The 21,284-nt window shown below is 67.6% G+C and carries 15 protein-coding genes; 9 read left to right on the top strand and 6 right to left on the bottom strand.

All coding sequences use genetic code 11. The annotated features are described in order from the left end of the window. Position 1: 1 nt before the first annotated feature. Positions 2-802, bottom strand: a complete 801-nt coding sequence (locus QF031_RS13835; RefSeq protein ID WP_307429116.1) for an RDD family protein — start codon at positions 800-802, stop codon at positions 2-4. 78 nt (positions 803-880) lie between these two features. On the opposite strand from QF031_RS13835, the gene QF031_RS13830 reads away from it, so the two are divergent. Both QF031_RS13830 and QF031_RS13825 read left to right on the top strand, forming a co-directional pair. Then, positions 881-1,873, top strand: coding sequence for a stage II sporulation protein M (locus QF031_RS13830; protein WP_307429113.1), 993 nt, complete (start codon positions 881-883; stop codon positions 1,871-1,873). Between the two features lie 124 nt (positions 1,874-1,997). After that, complete coding sequence (locus QF031_RS13825; RefSeq protein WP_307429111.1) at positions 1,998-3,272, top strand: TIGR01906 family membrane protein; 1,275 nt, start codon at positions 1,998-2,000, stop codon at positions 3,270-3,272. On the opposite strand, the gene QF031_RS13820 is transcribed toward QF031_RS13825, so the two are convergent. Further along, the gene (locus tag QF031_RS13820) at positions 3,263-5,092 is read right to left on the bottom strand and encodes an AMP-dependent synthetase/ligase (protein ID WP_307429108.1); all 1,830 of its coding nucleotides are present in this window, start codon (positions 5,090-5,092) and stop codon (positions 3,263-3,265) included. The genes QF031_RS13825 and QF031_RS13820 overlap by 10 nt on opposite strands. Positions 5,093-5,159: 67 nt before the next feature. Then, positions 5,160-6,902, bottom strand: a complete 1,743-nt coding sequence (locus QF031_RS13815; protein ID WP_307429105.1) for a dolichyl-phosphate-mannose--protein mannosyltransferase — start codon at positions 6,900-6,902, stop codon at positions 5,160-5,162. A gap of 45 nt (positions 6,903-6,947) precedes the next feature. On the opposite strand from QF031_RS13815, the gene rsmI reads away from it, so the two are divergent. Continuing rightward, on the top strand, positions 6,948-7,823 hold the full coding sequence (rsmI, locus tag QF031_RS13810) for a 16S rRNA (cytidine(1402)-2'-O)-methyltransferase (RefSeq protein ID WP_307429102.1): 876 nt from the start codon (positions 6,948-6,950) through the stop codon (positions 7,821-7,823). Between the two features lie 181 nt (positions 7,824-8,004). Further along, entirely contained in the window at positions 8,005-9,504 is a 1,500-nt protein-coding gene (locus QF031_RS13805; RefSeq protein ID WP_307429096.1) for an NAD-dependent succinate-semialdehyde dehydrogenase, read from the top strand. A gap of 72 nt (positions 9,505-9,576) precedes the next feature. On the opposite strand, the gene QF031_RS13800 is transcribed toward QF031_RS13805, so the two are convergent. The 3 genes from QF031_RS13800 to QF031_RS13790 are packed head-to-tail and all read right to left on the bottom strand — an operon-like array spanning position 9,577 to position 14,732. Next, positions 9,577-12,156 carry a transglutaminase family protein gene (locus QF031_RS13800; protein WP_307429093.1) on the bottom strand — a complete coding sequence of 860 codons (2,580 nt, stop codon included), beginning with the start codon at positions 12,154-12,156 and terminating at the stop codon, positions 9,577-9,579. Next, the gene (locus tag QF031_RS13795) at positions 12,153-13,619 is read right to left on the bottom strand and encodes a DUF58 domain-containing protein (protein ID WP_307429090.1); all 1,467 of its coding nucleotides are present in this window, start codon (positions 13,617-13,619) and stop codon (positions 12,153-12,155) included. Before QF031_RS13795 ends, QF031_RS13800 begins: the two co-directional genes overlap by 4 nt. Positions 13,620-13,628: 9 nt before the next feature. Then, a complete protein-coding gene (locus tag QF031_RS13790) occupies positions 13,629-14,732 on the bottom strand; it encodes an AAA family ATPase (RefSeq protein WP_307429085.1) in 1,104 nt (367 codons plus the stop codon). 162 nt (positions 14,733-14,894) lie between these two features. Between QF031_RS13790 and QF031_RS13785 the strand changes: the two genes are divergently transcribed. The 5 genes from QF031_RS13785 to QF031_RS13765 all read left to right on the top strand — a co-directional run bounded on the left by QF031_RS13785 (position 14,895) and on the right by QF031_RS13765 (position 21,082). Continuing rightward, positions 14,895-15,800: a TatD family hydrolase gene (locus QF031_RS13785; RefSeq protein ID WP_307429083.1), complete on the top strand. Its 906-nt coding sequence runs from the start codon at positions 14,895-14,897 to the stop codon at positions 15,798-15,800. 281 nt (positions 15,801-16,081) lie between these two features. Beyond that, positions 16,082-17,263, top strand: a complete 1,182-nt coding sequence (locus QF031_RS13780) for a resuscitation-promoting factor (RefSeq protein WP_307429081.1) — start codon at positions 16,082-16,084, stop codon at positions 17,261-17,263. Positions 17,264-17,372: 109 nt separating this feature from the next. After that, a complete protein-coding gene (gene rsmA / locus QF031_RS13775; RefSeq protein ID WP_307429078.1) occupies positions 17,373-18,245 on the top strand; it encodes a 16S rRNA (adenine(1518)-N(6)/adenine(1519)-N(6))-dimethyltransferase RsmA in 873 nt (290 codons plus the stop codon). Beyond that, entirely contained in the window at positions 18,242-19,219 is a 978-nt protein-coding gene (locus QF031_RS13770) for a 4-(cytidine 5'-diphospho)-2-C-methyl-D-erythritol kinase (RefSeq protein ID WP_307429076.1), read from the top strand. The genes rsmA and QF031_RS13770 overlap by 4 nt, the downstream gene beginning before the upstream one ends. Positions 19,220-19,252: 33 nt before the next feature. Next, positions 19,253-21,082 carry an ABC-F family ATP-binding cassette domain-containing protein gene (locus tag QF031_RS13765; RefSeq protein ID WP_307429073.1) on the top strand — a complete coding sequence of 610 codons (1,830 nt, stop codon included), beginning with the start codon at positions 19,253-19,255 and terminating at the stop codon, positions 21,080-21,082. Positions 21,083-21,284: the final 202 nt, after the last annotated feature.

Genomic DNA, 21,284 nt, shown 5'->3' with positions numbered 1-21,284 from the left:
GTCAGTTGCCGAACGGCAGCCGCTGCAGCCGCTGCCCGGTTTCGGTGTACCGGCGGCGTGACTGCGACAACCTGGTGAACTCCCTGTTCCGCCGTTCAGCTACGACGGCGGCCAGGTAGTCATCGGGGCCGGTTCCAGGCGGCGGCGCCGGGGCTACATGGGCGGAAAGTTCGGCGGCGATCGCTGCAGCCATCCCGGCCCTCGACAGCGGCGCCATGCGGCCCGCCTGACGGATGAATTGAGCGGCCCTGCGCGCGGTGGCGTCGGGGATGCGCCCAATGTCCGCGGCGGCGGCCCAGGACTGCAGGTGCGGTGGTACGTAAACCTGGATGGCCTGCTCCGCCGGAACCCGGCTTCGCACGGCGTAGGTTCCGGCCAGCAGGTCGCCCAGCCGCCGGGACTTTTCGTTGAAGAGCGCCACGGCAAGGGCAAGGCCGCCGAACGTCAGGTAGATCTCCAGGAATCCGGTCAGTCCGCGGATCACGGCGTGCCGGAACCGGGTGGCGCCGCCGTCCTCACGGACCACGCGCAGGCCCGTGGCCAGTTTGCCGAGCGACCGCCCCCGGCTCAGCGTCTCCACTGCCACCGGCACCACCACCAGGCAGAACACGACCGCGGCAAGGCCAAGGGCGCGTGCGGCCGCCTCATCCAGGTCGGCGCCGGCGGCCGACAAGCCGATCATGATCAGCACGAGCAGGACCACGTGGACCACGACGTCGATGGCCAGGCCCAGGGCGCGCGCGGCGAAAGTCGCGGGCCGCAGTTCCAGTACTACGGCCTCGCCGGTGATGATTGGGCTCACTCTGCGGACCAGCCCTTCGCAGTTGATGATCGGACGGTGCGGACGCTCAAAGTCTATGCCGGGCGCTAGGCTGTAGCCGTGGACATGGATGCCTTCGCCGCCGTCAACGCGGACAAATGGGCACGGCTGCAGGCACTTGCCGGAAAGGGCAGGCTGACCGGTGCCGAGGCCGACGAATTGCTGACGCTGTACCAGTCCACGTCCGGGCACCTCTCGCTGGTCCGCTCGCTGGCCCCCGAAAGCGGGCTCTCCGCGTCCCTCTCCGCCACGCTGGCGCTGGCCAGGACGCGCTTCACCGGTGCACGGTCCAACGCAATGGCCGACCTGGCCCGGTTCTTCGTGGTGGCCCTGCCGGCGGCGCTGTACCGGCTGACCTGGCTTACCGTCGCCTGCGGAGCAGCATTCGTCCTCGTCGCGGCCAGCTACGCCGCGTGGATCGGCACGTCCCCTGAAGCACTCAGGGCGGTGGCCTCGGAGACCGCGGCAGCCCAGTACGTGAACGAGGACTTCATCAATTACTACTCGGAGAATCCTGCAGCGTCCTTTGCCGGGGCCGTGTGGACAAACAACGCATGGATCAGTGCGCAGGCCGTGGCACTGGGCATCACCGGAGTGTGGGTACCGATGATCCTGTTCAGTAACGCCCAGGGGGTGGGCATCGCTGCCGGCATCTTTGCCTCAGCCGGTAAATCCGACGTGTTTTACAGCTACATCCTGCCGCACGGGCTGATGGAGCTCACCGCCGTCTTTGTTGCCTCCGCGGCAGGCCTGCGGATCTTTTGGGCTATGGTCTCGCCCGGGCCGCGCACCCGAGGCCGCGCGGTAGCGGAGGAAGGCCGGTCACTGATCACGGTGGCCCTGGGGCTGGTCCTCGTACTGTTCGTCTCGGGGCTGGTGGAAGGGTTCGTCACCCCGAGTCCGCTGCCCACGTGGGCCAGGATCGGCATCGGCGCCGCAGTTCTCGCCGCGTACTGGGTCTATGTCCTGCTGTGGGGCAGGCGGGCGTTCCTGGCCGGGGAACGCGGGGACATCCGCCGGGAAGACGCCGGCTACACGGAAATCGCTGCCTGAATCGTTGTAATCCTGCCGGGGTGGTTCTTCGCCCAGCGGAAGTCCCGGACGGTAGGCTCGTCAGCAGAATGAATCGCGCCGGCGGACTGGGACCGGCGCGGAACCCAACGGAAGTGACGCTGCTGTGAATGACGAAACACCGGCCCGCGCCAAAAGCGCTGCGCCGCAGCCGGAACCTTTCCTGGACACGTCCGGGGACTCCGACGAGCCCGCGTTCTCCTGGCTGACGCCCGCTGGCGGAGGCACATCTCGCGGACACACATCTCACGGAGACACCCCAGAGGGGGATAAGCCCACCGGTGAAACAACGGACGGGGACAAGCCCGCCGGCGACACGTCCGGACAGGCCCAGCCCGGCGCGGAGGGGCCAGGTACGGGAGTGCCGGGCGACGAAGCCGGCCCCAAGACGCCCCGGAACAAGGCCAACGCGGCACAGCCTGAAAGCCGGGCTGACCGCAAGGCTGCGGAAGCCGCCGCCGGATCATCAACCGCTGGACATGCTCCGGCAGGATCGTCGGCAGCCGGTTCCTCAAGTGCGGGATCTTCGGCTACGGGGCCTGGCAGCAGCGACGATTCTCCTGTCTTCAAGGAACCCCTTCCCACGTCGGCGCTGCACGTCCGTCCGCCCGAGGAGGAAGTGGAGCGTCGCAACGCCCAGCGTGAAAGCGCTGCGAATGCCAAGCCAGTGGCGCCGCGCGTCATGCAGGTCCTGCTCGCCGTCATCTATCCGTTCATCCTGCTGATCCTGGCCGTCCGGGCCGTGACAAGCCCGCTCTTCCTCTGGGTGGAATACAACCGGCCCGGCTTTCCCGGCGATGGGTACGGCTTCAGCACTGATGACCGAATGACCTACGGTTCCTACGCGGTGGACTACCTCAGCAACTGGGCGGGCCCGCGGTACCTGGGCGACCTGGTGCACCGCGGCGGCGAGAAGCTTTTCAAAGACGGCGAAGTCAGCCACATGGCGGACGTCAAGGTGGTCATCCTGTCCACTTTCGGTGCCGGCGCGCTGCTGCTCCTCCTTGCCCTGATCGCCATCCTGTACCTGCGCAAGCGCAGCACCGGCGGGATCCGGCGCGGTCTCTTCGCCGGCTCCGTCATCACGCTGGTCCTGATCCTTGGCCTTGGCACGCTGGCGGCCCTGGGCTGGCAGCAGTTCTTCACTGAGTTCCACCGGATCTTCTTCGCCGACGGGTCCTGGACCTTCAGCCTGGACGACACCTTGATCCGGCTGTTCCCCAGCCAGTTCTGGATGGACGCCGGCATCGCCATCGCGGCCATGGTGCTCCTGGCATCCATCGTGACGCTGGTCCTCACCTGGCCCACCCGCCGCCGCCGTGGTGTGGTGCGCCGGGAAGAGCCTGTGGAAGCGGAGCAGGAAAAGGCTGCTCAGCCGTAGATTTTGGCGATCTCCGCGTGGAACTCCATGACGACCGCGGACCGCTTCAGCTTCAATGACGGCGTGAGGTGCCCTGACTCCACGCTGAAGTCCGCGTCCAGCAGCCTGAACGTGCGCACCGACTCCGCCTTCGAAACGGTCCGGTTAGCCCCATCCACCGCTTCCTGGAGGGCGGCCAGTACCTGGGGGTCGTTGGCGGCTTCGCTGAGGGGGAGAGGGGGCAGGTTCCGTTCAGCACGCCAGTCCGCAACGCCTTCCGGGTCGAGGGTCAGGAGGGCTGATACGAAGGGCTTGCCGTCGCCCACCACCACGGCGTGGGCCACCAGCTGGTGGGTCCGGATCAGCTCTTCCAGCGGCCCGGGCGCCACGTTCTTGCCGCCGGCCGTGACCAGGAGGTCCTTTTTCCGGCCCGTCACGCTGAGGAAGCCGTCCTTGTCCAGCTCGCCAAGGTCGCCGGTGCGGAAGAAACCGTCCACGAACGCCTCGGCGTCCGCCGCCGGGTTGCCGTGATATCCCCTGAAGACACCTATTCCCTTGACCAGGATCTCGCCGTCCCCGGCCACGCGGATGGTGGTTCCGGGGATGGGGATGCCAACCGTTCCCACCCTGGTGCGGGACGGTGTGTTGACGGTGCACGGTGCCGTGGTCTCGGTCAGCCCATACCCTTCGAGGACGGGAATCCCCACGCCCCGGAAGAAGTGCGCGTCCTCGGAAGCAAGGTGGCTGGCACCGGAGACGGTGTAGCCCACCTCGCCGCCGAATGCCTGGCGCAGCCTGGGGTAGACCAGCCGGTCATATACTGCATGGCGCGCCCGGTTCAGCAGTCCCGGGCCGGGGCCCTCCCCGCGGTTTTGCCGGTCCTGCTCGCGCGAGTACGTGATGGCGGCGGCTGATGCCGCAGCGAAAAGCCTGCCTTTGCCTGCCACTGCAGCCTTGTGTGCTGCCGTAGCCCGGACCTTTTCGAAAATGCGCGGCACCACCAGCAGGAAAGTTGGTCGGAACGTGCCAAGATCTTCGAGGAGCTGTGCCGCACCTGGGCTATGACCCAGGGTTGCGCCGGCGGTAACGCAGACCACCTGGACGGCCCGGGCCAGGACGTGGGCCAGCGGCAGGAACATCAACGTGCGGGCCAGGTCCCTCTGCAGGATCTCCGGCAGGAACGCAACGATGTTCTTGGCCACCAGGGCGAAGTTTCCGTGCGTGATCTCGCACCCTTTAGGCCTTCCCGTGGTGCCGGACGTGTACACCAGGGAGGCGAGGTCGGCCAGCCCCGCACGGCTGCGCTGCCGCTCCAGTTCAGCGTCACTGACTCCGGTCCCTGCAGCGGCGAGGCTGGCAAGGTCCGGAGCCTCGCCGTCGTAATCCATCCGCACCACGTTGACCAGGCGGTCGCTGAGCTCGGCGGAGCCCGCCACCACGCCGGTGACCAGCTGCACCATGGCCCGTTCGCCTGCGAAGACGCGCCGGACTCCGGCGTCCCGGATAATCCACTCAACCTGGCTCGCTGAGGACGTTTCGTAGATCGGCACCGTAACACCGCCGGCGAACCAAATGGCAAAGTCCACCAGTGTCCACTCATAGGAGGTGCGGGACATCACGGCCACGGTGTCGCCGGGTTCCAGGCCGCCGGCGATGAGTCCCTTGGCCAGGGCGCTGACGTCCCGGAGGAATTTCTGCACGGGAACGTCCACCCAGCCGTTGGGGCCCTTCCGCCGGTACAGGGCGCGGGCCGGGTTGGCGGCGTGCTGTTCCAGCAGCAGGTCGGTCACGTTGCTGTTGGCGTCCAGCTCAACCAGCAGTTCCGTGCTTGCTTCTCTCACAGCCGGTCTCCGTTTCCGCTGCCACGCCGCGGCAGCGGCTCCTCCAGGGTTCTGTTGACATCCTGCCCTAGATCCAGGACGGCATCCACATCCGGACCTTCCAGTCGACGTAGGGGATCACTTCGGCTGTCCAGATGGGGTAGAAAAATGCGGACAGCAGGACTGCCGCCACAAGGAACAGGACCACCAGGTACAGCCCGGAGCGGCGGCGCCAGGGCGGATCCGAGGCCCTGCCCAAGACCAGGCCAAGGCAATACACCAGTGCCAGGACCAGGAACGGCTCGAAGGACACCGCGTAGAAGTAGAACATGGTCCGCTCCGGGTACATGAACCACGGCAGGTAGCCCGCCGCGACACCCGCCAGCACGGCACCGGCCCGCCAGTCCCGGCGTCCCGCCCACCAGAACAGCAGGACCACCAGCGCGATGGCCGCCGTCCACCAGATCAGCGGGTTTCCGACGGACAGGATGGCGGACGTGCACTTCTCCACGTCGCAGCCGGGCGTGCCCTGGGGCGGGGATTCATAGAAGAACGAGGTGGGCCGTCCCATCACCAGCCAGCTCCAGGCGCTCGCCTGGTATGGGTGCTCGGAGCTGAGCCCCTGGTGGAACTTGTACGCTTCCAGGTGGTAATGGACAAGGGACCGGACCGGGTCGGGCAGCCAACCCCATTCTGCTGACGGGTTGCTTTCGGCCCAATGGCGGAAGTAGGCGTTGTCCGACAGGAACCAGCCCGTCCAGGTGGCGGCGTAGATGATTCCTGCCACCGGGACCATGCTGAGGAACGCAGGAATCCCGTCCCGGATCACGCCGCCGCTGATCCAGCCGCGGATGCCCGCCACCCGCCGTGCGTTGAGGTCCCACAGCACGGTGAGGAGGCCGAATCCGGCGAGGAAGAACAGTCCGGACCACTTGGTTCCCACCGCCAGGCCCATGCAGACGCCTGCGGCAACCCGCCACCAGCGCACACCCAGCCATGGCCCCGCCAGCAGCGCCGAAGCCGGCGGCTGCCCGCCGTATCCGGCAGCGGCACGGGCCAGCCGTGCAGCCAGGCGGCGGCGGCCGTCGTCGCGGTCCATCAGGAGGGCGCCGAAGGCGGCAAGGATCCAGAAGGTGAGGAAGATGTCCAGCAGCGAGGTCCTGGACATCACCAGGTGGTGGCCGTCGACGGCGAGGAGCAGCCCGGCGGCGCCGGCCAGCGGAAGCGAGCGGAACAGTTTCAGGGCGATCAGGGAGACCAGCAGCACCGTGAGGGTGCCGGTGAGGGCCGCCGCGAAGCGCCAGCCGAAGGGGTTCTCCGGCCCGAACAGCCACATGCCGGCCGCAATCATCCATTTGCCCACCGGCGGGTGGACTACATATTCGGGGGTGTTCAGCAGGAGGTCCGGATTGCCGCCATTGAAGGAATCGTTCGCTTTGTCCGGCCAGCTGCGCTCGTAGCCGCTGATGAGGTAGGAGTAGGCGTCCTTGACGTAATACGTCTCGTCGAACACCAGCTTGTGCGGCACCTCAAGGTGGATGAACCGGAGGAGGCCGCCGATGACTGCCGTCAGGACCGGGACCAGGACGAACCAGAGCCGCAGCGACGGAGGGTACTCGCGCCACGACGTGCCGGTGCCGATCAGCCTGGCCCGCAGTGCCTCAACGGTGAACGCTTCATCTGGCCTGCTGATCCAGGGCCGGGCGGCTTTCCTGCCAGCCTCCACCGCGACCGCGGTGGCCCCGGTTGCCCCGGCTGCCGAGGGGGATGCCGCCGGGCTGGGTTTCCCGGCACCGGCGGGCCGCGTCGAGGTCTGCGTCACGAGCCCCATGCTACCTTTTGCGGCTGGAAGACCCCGCAGCAGTAGGCTTGGTGGGTGGACCCGAACCCCAGCACCCTTCCCGAGCCCGCCCCTTCGACGGCGGGACGGATCGTCCTTGCCGCCACGCCGATCGGGAATACCGGCGATGCCTCAGCCCGGCTCGTGGAACTGCTGGGCACGGCCGACATCGTCGCCGCCGAGGACACCCGCCGGCTGCACCGCCTGGTTCAGAGCCTGGGCGTTGCCGTGGCAGGCCGCGTCATCAGCTACCACGAACACAACGAGGCCACACGGACGGCGGAGCTCCTCGACCAGGTGCGTGCGGGCAGCACGCTGCTCATGGTGACCGACGCCGGCATGCCTGCCGTATCCGACCCCGGTTTCCGTCTGGTGGAAGGTGCCATCGCGGCGGGCCTGCCCGTCACCGCGGTTCCCGGTCCGTCAGCGGTGCTTACGGCACTGGCGCTGTCCGGCCTGCCGACGGACCGGTTCTGCTTTGAAGGTTTCCTGCCCCGTAAGGCCGGAGAGCGGGCCTCCCGCCTCGCGGACCTTGCGGGGGAGCGGCGCACCATGGTGTTCTTCGAGGCACCGCACCGGCTTGAAGCCATGCTGCGCGCCCTGCAGGAGAGGTTCGGCCCGGACCGTCCCATCGCTGTGTGCCGGGAACTGACCAAGACGTACGAGGAAGTCATCCGCGGCACCGTGGGCGAACTCCTCCAGTGGGCTGAGGACAACGAGGTCCGCGGCGAGATCGCCGTGGTCCTTGGCGGCGCCCCCGAGCAGGCAGCCGGCACCCCGGAGGACCACGTAGCTGCAGTCAACGAACTGGTGGCCCAGGGTATCCGGCTGAAGGAGGCTGTGGCCGCCGTCGCCGAGGACGTGCGCGTCAGCAAACGCGAGCTCTATTCAGCTGTGCTCGCGGCCCGGTAGAGGCCCGTAGAGCCGCGTCCGGTTCCTGTGCAGCTGCACAGCAAGGCCGCGATTGTGCAGTGCGCAACGGCGTAGACCGTGGGGTTGCCCGGCAGTAGTCTGGCAGTTAATCAGCCCCATGATCCCGGTCACTCCGGCCGCGGCGGCGGGCTGCCACAACCCTACTGACGAGGGAGTCATCGTGACTGTCACTGCACAGCCGGCCGTTACCGCCGAGCGCGAAACCCGGCTTTTGGCCTCTGTCCCCACCGGGCTGCTCATCAACGGTGAATGGCGCGACGCCGCCTCAGGCAAGACGTTCGACGTCGAGGATCCCGCCACCGGGAAGGTACTGCTGAGCATTGCCGACGCCGGCCCCGAGGACGGCGCCGCCGCCCTGGATGCTGCCGCCGCTGCCCAGGAATCCTGGGCGAAGGTGCCGCCCCGGGAACGCGGGGAGATCCTCCGCCGCGCCTTCGACCTGGTGACCGAACGGGCAGAGGACTTTGCCCTCCTGATGACCCTCGAAATGGGCAAGCCGCTGGCCGAAGCCCGCGGTGAAGTGACCTACGGCGCCGAATTCCTGCGCTGGTTCTCCGAGGAAGCAGTCCGGGCCTTTGGCCGCTACTCCGTCTCGCCGGACGGCAAGTCCCGCCTGCTGGTGACCAAGAAGCCGGTGGGTCCCTGCCTGCTCATCACGCCGTGGAACTTCCCGCTGGCCATGGCCACCCGCAAGATCGCCCCGGCCGTCGCCGCCGGCTGCACCATGGTCCTCAAGTCCGCGAACCTGACGCCCCTGACGTCCCAGCTGTTCGCTGCCGTCATGCAGGAAGCCGGACTGCCTGCCGGTGTCCTCAACGTGATCCCGACGTCCACGGCGGGAGCCACCACCGGCCCCCTGATCAAGGACTCACGCCTGCGGAAGCTGTCCTTCACCGGCTCCACCGAAGTGGGACGCCGCCTGCTGGCCGATGCGTCGGAAAACGTGCTGCGGACCTCCATGGAGCTGGGCGGCAACGCCCCGTTCCTGGTATTCGAGGATGCGGACCTGGACGCCGCAGTCACCGGTGCCATGGCAGCCAAGCTGCGCAACATGGGCGAGGCCTGCACCGCGGCCAACCGCTTCATCGTCCACGAGTCGGTGGCCGGCGAATTCGCGGAGAAGTTCGCCGCAAAGATGAAGGAAATGACCACCGCCCGCGGGACCGAGCCCGAGTCCAAGGTGGGCCCGCTGATCGATGGCAAGAGCCGCGACAAGGTCCACGAACTGGTGTCCGACGCCGTGGCCTCCGGCGCCAAGGCGGTCCTGGGCGGCGCTCCCGTGGAGGGCCCGGGGTACTTCTACCAGCCCACCATCCTGTCCGGTGTGGCCGAGGGGTCGCGGATCCTGTCCGAGGAAATCTTCGGCCCCGTTGCCCCGATCATCACCTTCAGCAGCGAGGACGAGGCCGTTCGGCTGGCCAACAACACTGAATACGGGCTGGTGGCCTACGTGTTCACCAAGGACATCAACCGCGGCATCCGGATGGGTGAACGCCTCGAAACCGGCATGCTCGGCCTGAACGCCGGCGTCATCTCCAACGCTGCCGCACCCTTCGGCGGCGTCAAGCAGTCCGGCCTGGGACGCGAAGGCGGCCTGGAAGGCATCGAGGAATACCTCTACACCCAGTACATCGGCATCGCCGACCCCTACGCCTGCTAGCAGCCCGCGGTCCGCAACCGCAAGCAAACCCACAAGTGCCGCCCGGGAGTTTCCCGGGCGGCACTTGTGGTTTCAGCGTCTGCCCACCCTGCGTCCGCCGTCGTCCGCATGCCGTTTGCCGGGCCATCCTGTGGTGGCGGGCCCTCCTGTAGTTTCCCGCCTTGAATGCAGGGTAAGCGGATGCGCCGCAGCCCGGATGGCCCTGGCGGCGGCGCGGAACGGCAGCCTGAAGAGCAGGCCCAGCCGCCGCGTGACGGACGGGGGAAGCCACGCCGCGGCCAGGCGCCGGGGCAGGGTGGCGTTGGCACGCAGGGCTGCTTCCACGGCGGCAACCCCGGCGGAAATGTCCGCAACGGCAGTGTCAACGCGAACGCCGGTACCCCGGGAAGTGCCGGCGCTGAGTGAACTGCCGGCGCTCTCGCTGATACCACCGCTGGGGCGGCCGTACCGGTAGTGTTCAAACGCCGCGGTCAGCGATGCAACCGCTTGGTGCGCGTCCCGGTCCATGCCATCCTGCCCGCCCAGCAGCGCCCCACGGAACCGGGACGAATAAGCCCGCGGCGTTTCGCTGTCCGCCGGAGCCAGCCCGTAATCGGTGCCCAGGTCCCTGATCTCGCTCCAGGCCAGCGGGACTGCCTGCTCCGGTCGCTTTGGCCGCAGCCTGCGCGACCTGGTACCGGCGCGGACCAGGTGCGGGGTGGCCGCCAGGAGCGCGAGGCCGGCCACTGCGGCCGCGCCAAGGAGCCACGGCATCAACTCGGTACCGCTGCCCGTGCTGCTACTGCCTGCGCCGGGCACGGCCTGGGCGGTGGTGCTGGGCGTCGGGGTGGGTACCGGGGCGGTGTCGGGGATAAGCCCGTCGTTGTTGCCCAGTGCATCCGGGACCGATTGCACTGATGCCTCGGTGGCGTAATCCGGGACCACACCCCGGGACGGCGTCGGTTCAAATGGCACCCATCCCAAGCCCTGGAAGTAGAGTTCCGGCCAGGCGTGGGCATCGCGGGCGTCCGCCTCGTACTCCGGAAGGGGGCCTTGGCCCGCGACCGTTACCGTGGCTCCGGTCAGCCGTCCGGGGGCATATCCCACCGCGATCCTGCTGGGAATTCCTTCCAGCCTGGCCATGACCGCCATCGCCGAGGCGTAGTGGATGCAGTAGCCGCTCTTCTGCTGCAGGAAGTCTGCCAGAACGGAGAGCCCGTTGCCGTCGTACCCTCCCTGCACGGGGGACTGCAGGGAGTAGGTGAACTCGGACGAGCGGAGGTACCTCTGCATGGCCATGGCTTTTTGGAACGGCGTGGCCGCTGCCCCCGCCACGGTTTGGGCAGTGGTTTTGACGATGTCCGGGACGTTGCCCGGTATCCGGGTGAACACGTCCGGGATGCCCCGTGCCTGTCCTGTTGACTGGGCAAGGAGCGCCGACGAAAGCTTGGGCACTGCCGAGGTCACCAGGTATTCCTGCCGCCGGGTGCTGGTATCAGTGCCTTTGATGCTTAGCGTGGCGGGATCCCAGGTCCACTGGCCGCCCAGGCCGCGGACCGCTTCTGGCGCGTAGGGGACCGGCAGGTAAGGGCTGGTGAACGAGCCGGCGTCGATGGCGGTGACAAGGCGCACCTGCTCGTCGGCCAGGACCGCGTAGCCGGGGTCGATCCGGCCGTCAAGGGGAACCCGGGATGCGTTGCGGTCGTCAGGGCCCCAGGAATCGCCGTCGAAATTGTCCACTGTGACGGATCTCAGGTAAAGGGGGGTGGGGGAAGTCGTGGCATAGGTGATCCTGCCGCTCCCATCCGGGGCGCGCAGGCTGTTGCCCAGCGTGATCATCGGATTGAGGCCGGTGGCGGCACCCCATGGGTTGAGCCGCGAGCCTTGGGGGAAACTCCCGCGGTCGAACCCGGGAATTGCCAGGGGCAGCACCAGTGCGGACGCCAGGGCCACGGCGCCCGTCAGCGCGGCCCGCCGCACCAGACCCGGACTGCGCGCGGAACCGCCCTGCAACCTGCCGTCCGGAGCAAACCACTGGCTGCAGCCGAGGATTAGCAGGTATCCCGCTGCCGTCGCCACGAAACTCCATACCCCCACGCTTTGGGGCTTGATCATGGCCGGCACCACCAGCAGGGCCAGCAGGCCGGTGCCGGAGGCGGCCGGCATGGCCAGGGGAACTGCGAGTGCATCGACCAGGATGACTGCCAGGCCGAGCACGGCGCAGACCACCAGGACGATCCCGGCGTTGGGCGCCACGGGCGCTGTCTCCGACAACACCGTCTCGCTGGCCCGCCGCACCAGCCGGTCCAACTCGGGGAGGGTGGCGCCGGTGGGGACCACCCAGAGCAGACTGGAGCTGCGGAAGAACGTCAGGGTCAGGACGGCGCCGAGAGCCAGGAACCCGCCCGCGGTGACCAGAAGGGGTTGGGCGCGGAGGGAACGCAGCGCGGCGAGGGTGAAACCCACCGCCAGCACCGTGGTCATTGCCGGCCAGAACCAGTTCCAGCCGCGGAGCACCCCGTTCAGGGACAGGGCCGCGCCGCAGACCGCCACGGTGATGGCTGCTGCCATGGCCCAGGGATAGGCGCCCAAGCGTGTGCGGCCAGGAGACAGTTCCGGCTGGGGCTGTGCCTGATGCGCCGCGCCGGTTGGCCGTGCCGGTGCCATCGTCACGTGGCCACCCCCGCTCCGCGCCGTACCTCTGATGCCGGAGACTCCGGCAGGCCGGGATCCTGGTCGAACTGGCCCCATACGGCAGCGAGTTGGGCCTTTGGTGCCACGGCCACCGCCCGCCAGCCACCCTGCCGCAGCACTTCGAGGACATCCTGGAACTCCGACGGCCGTTCCACCGCCACCAGGGCGACCGCATTCGTGGCGTATGCGGCAGCAGGCGCCAGTGCGGTGGCCTCCTGGACGGTAATGCGTCCCAGCAGTGCGATCAGCGGCCCCCGCATCCGGTGGGCGGAGAGCTTGTCCATCAGGTGGTCATCAAAAGCCTGCGGCTCCTGGTCGTTGCCTGCCGTAGCCCGGGTGACCGGTTCAACCCCGGTGCCGACGTTCCTGCCCGCGATGTCCCGGAGGTTGCCGTCCCGCCGGGGGTGGACGGTGCCGGACAGATGGATTGCAGCCAGGCTTTCGGCGATGGATTGCAGCCCGGAGGTCCCGCTGAATTCTTCCACTGCCGGTTCGGGTGAGGACGGCGAGTGGAGGAACGCGGGAGCGCCGCCGGCGTCCAGCGCCCGCAGGCTGTAGTTCCGCTCGGCAAGGTGGGCACCGATGGACATGGCGGCAACGACGGACCATTCGAAGGCTGCGCTGGTGGCCAGGGGGTGTCCGTCCTGGCCGGGGAGGCCAGGCATTGCCGTTCCGGGCCCTCCGGCGAAGGCGGTGGAGCGGTGGTCAAGGATGAGGGTGGCCTCCGGAGTGGTGACGGATTCCTCCTGCCGGACCATCAGCTCGCCGTGCCTGGCGGTGGCTGCCCAGTGGACCCTCCGCATCGGGTCGCCGTGGCGGTACTCGCGGGTCATGACGTCGTCGTCGCTGGGGTTTGCCCTGACGCGGGTGGCGGTGACGCCGTCGTTACCGCGTGCTCCAGCGAGCCGGGTGGCGGGAAGGACGACGGCGGCAGGCGTCACGGTGAGGACGTCGCCGTCGTCAATGGCCTGGCGGTGCAGTGCGAGCCCGAAGGGGTCGGTGAACTCAGCGGTGACCGGACCGATCCTGTACTGGCCGCGGTGCCTTGAAGTGAGGTGGTATTCGTAACGGCTTGTGCCGCCGGTGGCAAAACGGGAGGGGAACCGAAAGGCCGGTGCCTGGCCGAACTGCGCCGGCAGCCGCTCCTCCATGGCCACCCGCCCGGTGCCGGGGCCGGTCCGGGCCACAGCAAGGTGGACGCCGGCCGGCGCGGAGGTCTCCACCGGGGACGGGTTGAATTCGCGGTAGACCTGGAACCGGGGTTTGACCAGCCGGACGCCCGCAAGGCTCGCGAGCGGGAGCACGAGCAGGAGCAGGGCCAGCGTCAGAAGGTCCCGGCGCCCCATGACCTGCGCCGCGGCCAACGTGAAGGCCCCGGCGGCGAGCATGCCCCAGCCGCGCCTGGTGAACAGGTGCCGCGGAAGCTTGTCCAGCAGGGCCATGATGCCCGCCTAGCGGTTCCTGCTGCTGCCGGCGGCAGCGGCCGCACGGCCCGGTTGTCCCGGCTGGGCCTGCGGCACGGGCAGCCGGGACAGGAGGCCACGCAGGACACTGTGCGGCGTCTCGCCCGCCCCGGCGGCTTTCCGGTCCAGGATGATGCGGTGTGCCAGGACCGCTTCGGCCACATCCCGCACATCGTCCGGCAGCACGAAGTCGCGTCCGTCCAGGGCAGCGGTGGCCTTCGCGGCGCGCAGCAGCTGCAGCAGCGAACGGGGACTGGCGCCGAGCCGCAACAGCGGGCTTTCCCGGGTTGCCCGGCCCAGGGACACCGTGTATTCCTTCACGGATTCGGACACATAGACCTGCTGGACGGTGGCTGTCATGGCTGCCACGTCCGCGGCGGTGACCACGGGGGAGACGCTGGCCAGGGGTGAGACCGCCTGATGGGTTTCAAGCATCTCGATCTCCGCCTCCCTGTCCGGGTAGCCCATCGAAATCCGGGCCATGAACCGGTCGCGCTGGGCTTCCGGCAGGGGGTACGTCCCCTCCATCTCGATAGGGTTCTGGGTTGCGACCACCATGAACGGCTCGTCGAGCTTGTAAGTGTTGCCGTCAACCGTAACCTGGTGCTCTTCCATGCATTCCAGGAGGGCGGACTGTGTCTTGGCGGAGGCCCGGTTGATTTCATCACCGATGACGATGTTTGCGAACACCGCGCCGGGCCGGAATTCAAAGAGCCTCGAGGCTTGGTTGTAGATGGACACCCCGGTGACGTCGGAGGGCAGCAGGTCGGGCGTGAACTGGATCCGGTTGACGGTGCAGTCGATGGACCGGGCAAGGGTTTTTGCCAGCAGCGTTTTCCCGACGCCGGGCACGTCCTCCACCAGCAGGTGGCCCTGGGCAAGGAGGACGGTGAGCGCCAGCTTGGCGGCATCGGACTTGCCGTCGATGACCGTGTTGACGGTGCTGAGGATACGTTGGGCCGCGGCATGGAAGGAGGCCGGGTCCATGGCTGCCGGCCGGTGCCCGTTAAGGTGGCTGACGGAATCGGCGACGCCGGCAAGGTTCAGGTTCGGTGCGCTTCCATTGTTGGCAGTGCGTCGGAGGGGTTCCATCGGCAACCTTTCAGCCCGGGTTCACCTGGACGGGACAGCAAGCCTGCCTTCGCCCCTCGGTGGGCGTGCGCGTGTGTTCGTTCCAGACTACTAACACAACTGCCGTGGCTGACAGAGAGTTCCGGCAAATATGGGGGTACCCGCGGCCACTAGGCTGATTGGATGTGCACTTCGTCGATTCCCGCCGCTTACCGGCTGCCGGCCGCGGACCAAACCCTGGACCCTGATGCCGGGCGCCGCAGGGATTTCCCGCCGGCGCCGGAGCCCCTGCCCGTGCCGGTCATGGACAACCACACCCACCTGGACTTCCCGGAAGGAAACAGTCCCGTGGGAATCAAGGCTGCACTGGATGCGGCTGCGGCAGTGGGCGTGCAGGGGGCGGTGCAGGTGGGCTGCGACCTGGAGTCCTCACGGTTCACGGTGGAGGCGGTGGAACAGGACCAACGGCTCCTTGGAGCTGTGGCACTGCACCCTAACGATGCTCCGCGGTATGCCGCCGACGGGGGGCTTGAGGACGCCTTGGCCGAGATCGAGCGCCTGGCTGCGCATCCCCGGATCCGTGCCATCGGAGAAACCGGCCTGGACTTCTACCGCACGGAAGGGGAAGGACTTCGGGACCAGGAATACTCGTTCCGCCGGCACATCGACATCGCCAAGCGCTTGGGCCTCACCCTCCAGATCCACGACCGTGACGCGCACAGTGACGTGGTGCGGGTGCTGCAGGAGGAGGGAGCGCCGGAACGGGTGGTGTTCCATTGCTTTTCAGGTGATGAGGAGCTGGCCAGGACCTGTAACAACCAGGGCTGGTGGATGTCTTTTGCGGGCACGCTGACGTTCAAGAATGCAGCCAATCTCCGGGCTGCGCTCGCCGTGGCCGACCGGCAGCTCATCATGGTGGAAACGGATGCCCCGTTCCTGACCCCGCACCCGCACCGGGGGCGTCCGAACGCCAGCTACATGGTCCCCTACACGGTGCGCGCCATGGCAGAATTGACAGGCTCCGATCTTGCCGGACTCTGCACCGCAATCAGCGAAAATACCCTGCGGGCATACGGATCCTGGGCGTGACATCCCTCGCAGTGGTACCCGCTTCATGAATACCTGGTATGTAAAAATGTTGGCCCGTTTATAACGCTCCGGTTACAGTAAGAAACTATTAGCCGGGGTCGGGGAAGGCCAGCGGGTAATTTCACTCCTTTCGCAGCCGGACGGGTATGTCCAAAAGCCAGCCATGCCGCTGCCCGGAGTGTGGCGGCGCACCGGTGCCCGGACTGTCCTTTGCAGGCTTGTTCCGGGCATTTTTCTGCGCGTTTCCCCGTGCCCGGATGGACCTAGAGTTACGGGCAATCGTGATCAAGTTCTTCACATCGGACGGCAAGTTCAGCTTTATCAAGGTTGGCGCCCAACTGTTGGTGCTCTGCGGCCTGGTCGCAGGCCTCGTAGCCTTCGTGGGCAATAACAAAACAATCACGCTCAACGTGGACGGCAATGCGTCGTCCGTGCAGTCCTTTGGCGGAACAGTGGCGCAGGTGGTCAAGAGCGCCAACCTGGACCTGAAGCCCGGTGACCGCGTGTCACCTTCACTCGATGCAACGGTGCAGAACGGCACCGTCATCAACATCAACCAGGCCAAAGAGGTCAAGGTTAGCCTGGACGGTGCCGAGAAGACCGTGAACACCACCGCGCAGGATGTTGAAGACCTGGTGACTGAGCTTGGCGTGGCCAGTGCCTCGTCCGTCTCGGCGCCCAAGGATGCCACCCTCTCGCTGGCTGGGTCCTTTGTCTCCATCTCCACCCCCAAGACCGTCAGCATAGTTGCCGACGGCAAGGTGGACACCGCCACCACTACGGCGACCACCGTCGGCAAGGTCCTGGACGAGTCCGGGGTGACCCTGGGAGCCAATGACCGTACCTCCCAGCCGGCCAACGCCAACGTGGTGAACAACATGGTCATCAAGGTCTCCCGGGTGGACACCAGCCAGACCACGGTTACCAGCGAAGAGGTGCCCTTCGAGACGGTGACGGCAGAAAGCGCCGACATGCTCAAGGGCGAGAAGGAAGTCACGCAGGCAGGCGCGGCCGGAAAGCTTGAGCGCACCTTCAAGCTGGTGCTGGTGGACGGACGGGAAGCCTCCCGCACACTCGTGTCCGAGAACGTGGCTGTCCAGCCGGTTACCGAGAAGATCACCGTTGGCACCAAGGCCAAGCCTGCACCGCAGGCCGCCCCGGCTCCTGCCGCTCCTGCCGCTGCAGGCGCCAATAGCGGCGCGGCAGCACCGGCCATGATGAATGAAGCCATGTGGGACAAGATTGCCCAGTGCGAGTCCACCGGAAACTGGAGCATCAACAGCGGCAACGGCTACTACGGCGGCCTGCAGTTCGATATCCAGACCTGGATCGGCGCCGGCGGCGGCGCCTACGCGCCGAACGCCAGCCTCGCCACCAAAGCGCAGCAGATCGACATTGCCAACCGCGTCTACGCGCAGCGCGGACTGTCGCCGTGGGGCTGCGGCTGGGCGGCCAGCCGCTGATCGCCTGATCAACAGGCCATGCAAAGTCTGGCCGGGCCCGGGTACACCGGGCCCGGCCACTGCCGTTAACCAGGCAAAGCCCAAGGGCGGCGCGGGATAGGATACCTAGGTGACTGAACCGATTCCCGCCGTGCCCGCACCATTGTTCGGCGCTTCCGACATACGCCGGATGGCAGAGGAAATCGGGGTCAGGCCCACCAAGACGCTGGGCCAGAACTTTGTGATTGACGGCAACACCATCCGCCGGATCGTAGCCGCAGCGGGCGTGGGGCCGGATGAAACCGTACTCGAGGTGGGTCCGGGGCTGGGATCCCTCACGCTGGGACTGCTGGACGCGGCAGCAGCCGTTGTCGCCGTCGAAATCGATCCCGTGCTTGCCGCCAAGCTTCCGGAAACCGTGAAGGAATGGCGGCCGGCCGCCGCCAATGCTTTCCACCTGGTGCGCGCCGATGCCATGAAGGTCACCGAACTTCCGGCGGAACCCACCGCGCTCGTAGCCAATCTGCCCTACAACGTGGCGGTTCCCGTGGTGCTGCACCTCCTGCAGCACTTCCCCAGCCTGCGGCATGGCCTGGTGATGGTGCAGGATGAGGTGGCCGACCGCCTGGCAGCCGGCCCAGGCTCCAAGACCTACGGGGTACCCTCCGTCAAAGCCGCCTGGTACAGCCAGATGCGCAAAGCCGGCGTGATCGGCATGAACGTTTTCTGGCCGGCGCCGAAAATCCATTCCGGGTTGGTGGCCTTCACCCGCCGCGAACCCCCGGCCACCACTGCCACGCGTGAACAGGTGTTCGCCGTGGTGGACGCCGCGTTCGCGCAGCGCCGCAAGACCCTCCGGGCTGCCCTCGCCGGGTGGGCGGGGGGAGCGCCGGAAGCCGAGCGCTGCCTGCTCGCCGCCGGCGTGGACCCGACTGCACGCGGCGAGGTCATCGACATCGCGGCGTTCGCCAGGATTGCCGAAGCCAGGGAAAACCGCCCGTGAGTGCGGGACTCGAGAAGGCAGGCAGAAGGCGGTTGGCCGCCAGGACCGTCCGGGTGAAGGCACCGGGCAAGGTCAACGTATCCCTGGCGGTGGGTCCGCTCCGGCCGGACGGCTACCACTCCGTGGCCAGCGTCTACCTTGCCGTGTCCCTCTACGAGGAAGTGGCGGCCACCAGCACCGCCGCCCCCGGGATCACCATCAGCCTCAGCCCCGAAAGCACCCTGGACCTCGACGCCGTCGACATCCCCCTGGACAGCCGTAACCTGGCCTACAAGGCGGCCGCCATCATGGCCGACGTCTCCGAACACGCCACCGGCGTGCACCTGGAAATCACCAAACGGGTGCCCGTGGCCGGTGGGATGGGCGGCGGATCAGCCGACGCCGCCGCTACGCTCCTGGCCTGCGACGCGCTCTGGAACAGCGGGTTGTCCCGCGAGGAACTTGCCCACCTTGCAGCCGAACTCGGGGCCGACGTCCCCTTCTCGCTCCTGGGCGGAACCGCCGTCGGCCTTGGCCTGGGCGACGAACTGTCCCCGGCCCTTGCCAAGGCGCAAACCCACTGGGTGCTGGTGGTGGCCGACTACGGCCTGTCCACCCCGGAGGTGTACCGGACCCTGGACCGGTTGCGCGAGGCCGAGGGGATCGAAGCCGGTGAGCCCACCGGGGTGGATCCGCAGATCCTGGCCGCGCTTCGGGGCGGCGACGCCGAATCCCTGAGCCGGGTGCTGGTCAACGACCTGCAAAGGGCGTCCATTGAACTGTCGCCCGCGCTGCGCGATACGCTGGGAATCGGCGAGTCCCACGGCGCTATCGCGGGCATGGTCTCCGGGTCCGGCCCCACCGTGGCGCTCCTCGCAGAGGACTCCGTCGCTGCCGAGGCACTGGCGGAGGACCTGCGGCACTACGGCCTGGCAGCCCTTCCCGTCCACGGCCCGGTCCCGGGCGCGCGCATCATCTCCGACACCCTCCTTTAAGACTTCCAATCCGGCAGCAGAAAGCAGTTCCCTTTGGCACACCTTCTTGGCGGCGAGAACCTCACGGTTTCCTACGCAACCCGCACCGTCCTGGACGGCATCACCCTGGGACTGGAGGAAGGTGACCGGATCGGCATGGTGGGCCGCAACGGCGACGGCAAGTCCACGCTGATGCGGCTCCTGGCCCTGCGGTCCACCCCGGACTCCGGCCGCGTCACCAAACGCGGCGACGTCAACGTGGGCTACCTGGACCAGAGCGACGTGCTCGACGGCGACCTGACCGTTGGGGCGGCAATCGTCGGGGACCAGGCGGACTACGAATGGGCGAGGAACCCACAGATCCGCGAGATCATGGGTGGACTGGTGTCCGACGTCGACTGGCATGCCAACGTGCACGCCCTCTCCGGCGGCCAGAAGCGGCGGGTGGCCCTCGCCAAACTGCTCATCGAAGACCACGACGTCATCATGCTCGATGAGCCCACCAACCACCTCGACGTAGAAGGGGTGGCGTGGCTATCCCGGCACCTGAAGACCCGCTGGCGGGCCAACCAGGGCGCCTTCCTGGTGGTTACCCACGACCGCTGGTTCCTCGATGAGGTTTGCAACAAGACCTGGGAAGTGCACGACGGGATCGTGGACCCCTTTGAGGGCGGTTACGCCGCCTACGTGCTGGCCCGCGCTGAGCGGGACCGGACGGCGTCGGTGGTGGAAGGCAAGCGCCAGCAGCTGGTCAAGAAGGAGCTGGCGTGGCTGCGCCGCGGTGCCCCGGCCCGGACCGCCAAGCCGAAGTTCCGGATCGAGGCAGCCAACGCACTGATCGCTGACGTGCCCGCCCCGCGCGACTCCATGGCACTGAGCAAGATGGCCACCGCCCGCCAGGGCAAGGATGTCCTGGACCTTGAGAACGTCTCGCTGAACTTCCAGGGCAGCGACGACGGCCGGAAGCTGTTCGACAACATCACCCTCCGTCTGGCGCCGGGGGAGCGGCTGGGCCTGGTGGGCGTCAACGGCGCCGGAAAGACCACCCTCCTGAAGCTCCTCAACGGCGAAATCAACCCTGACGCCGGAAAGCTGAAGCGGGGAAAGACCGTGGTCACCGCGGTCCTCACCCAGGAAGTCAAGGAGCTCGACGACGTCGCGGACCTGCGCGTCATCGAGGTCATCGAGCGTGAAAAGCGTTCCTTCAACGTGGGCGGCAAGGAATTCACGGCCGGCCAGCTGGTGGAGCAGCTCGGGTTCACCAACCAAAAGCAGTGGACACCGGTGAAGGACCTGTCCGGCGGTGAGCGGCGCCGCCTGCAGCTGCTGCGGCTGCTGGTGGGTGAACCCAACGTGCTGATGCTTGACGAGCCCACCAACGACCTCGACACCGACACCCTCGCCGCCGTCGAAGACGTCCTGGACGGCTGGCCCGGAACCCTCGTGGTGGTCAGCCACGACCGGTACCTGCTGGAACGCGTCACCGACCACCAGATGGCCCTGCTCGGCGACGGCAAACTCCGCGGCCTCCCCGGCGGCGTGGACCAGTACCTTGAACTGCGCGAAGCTGCCCTGGCCGGATCCACGGTCACGGGCGGTGGCAACCCCGTGACCAGCGCCGGCCAGGCACAGGCCGCCGGTGCGGGGACCGGCCCCTCCGAGGCCGAAAAGCGCGAGGCCCGCAAAGCCCTTAACAGGATCGAGCGGCAGATCAAGAAGCTTGACCAGCAGGAGAAGAAACTCCACGACGACATGGTCAAGAGCACAGAGAAGTCCGATTTCGACGCCCTCGCCCAACAGAACAGCCAACTCAAGGAACTGGCCGAGGAAAAGGACACCCTCGAACTCGAATGGCTGGAAGCCTCAGAACTCCTCGGCGACTGAGCCTGTCCCCCTCCGATGCCGGCTTGGCGCCGGACGGCGGCCCTTCCGCGTCGCTTAGACACGGGGCAAAGGGAACGCTGCGGTCGCTGAGCGACCTCCACGCTCTGATGCCCCGCGATGCGCTCCTTTCGGAAGGACCGCCGTCCTGGAATGTACCGGCAGCTTCCAGCGGCTCAGTTCAGCAACGATGAGGGGTTGGCTG

The organism is Pseudarthrobacter defluvii (genome assembly GCF_030816725.1).
Classification (GTDB): Bacteria; Actinomycetota; Actinomycetes; order Actinomycetales; family Micrococcaceae; genus Arthrobacter; species Arthrobacter defluvii_A.
The sequence above is the reverse complement of the archived record's forward strand: the minus strand, read 5'-3'. Positions and strand labels throughout refer to the sequence as shown.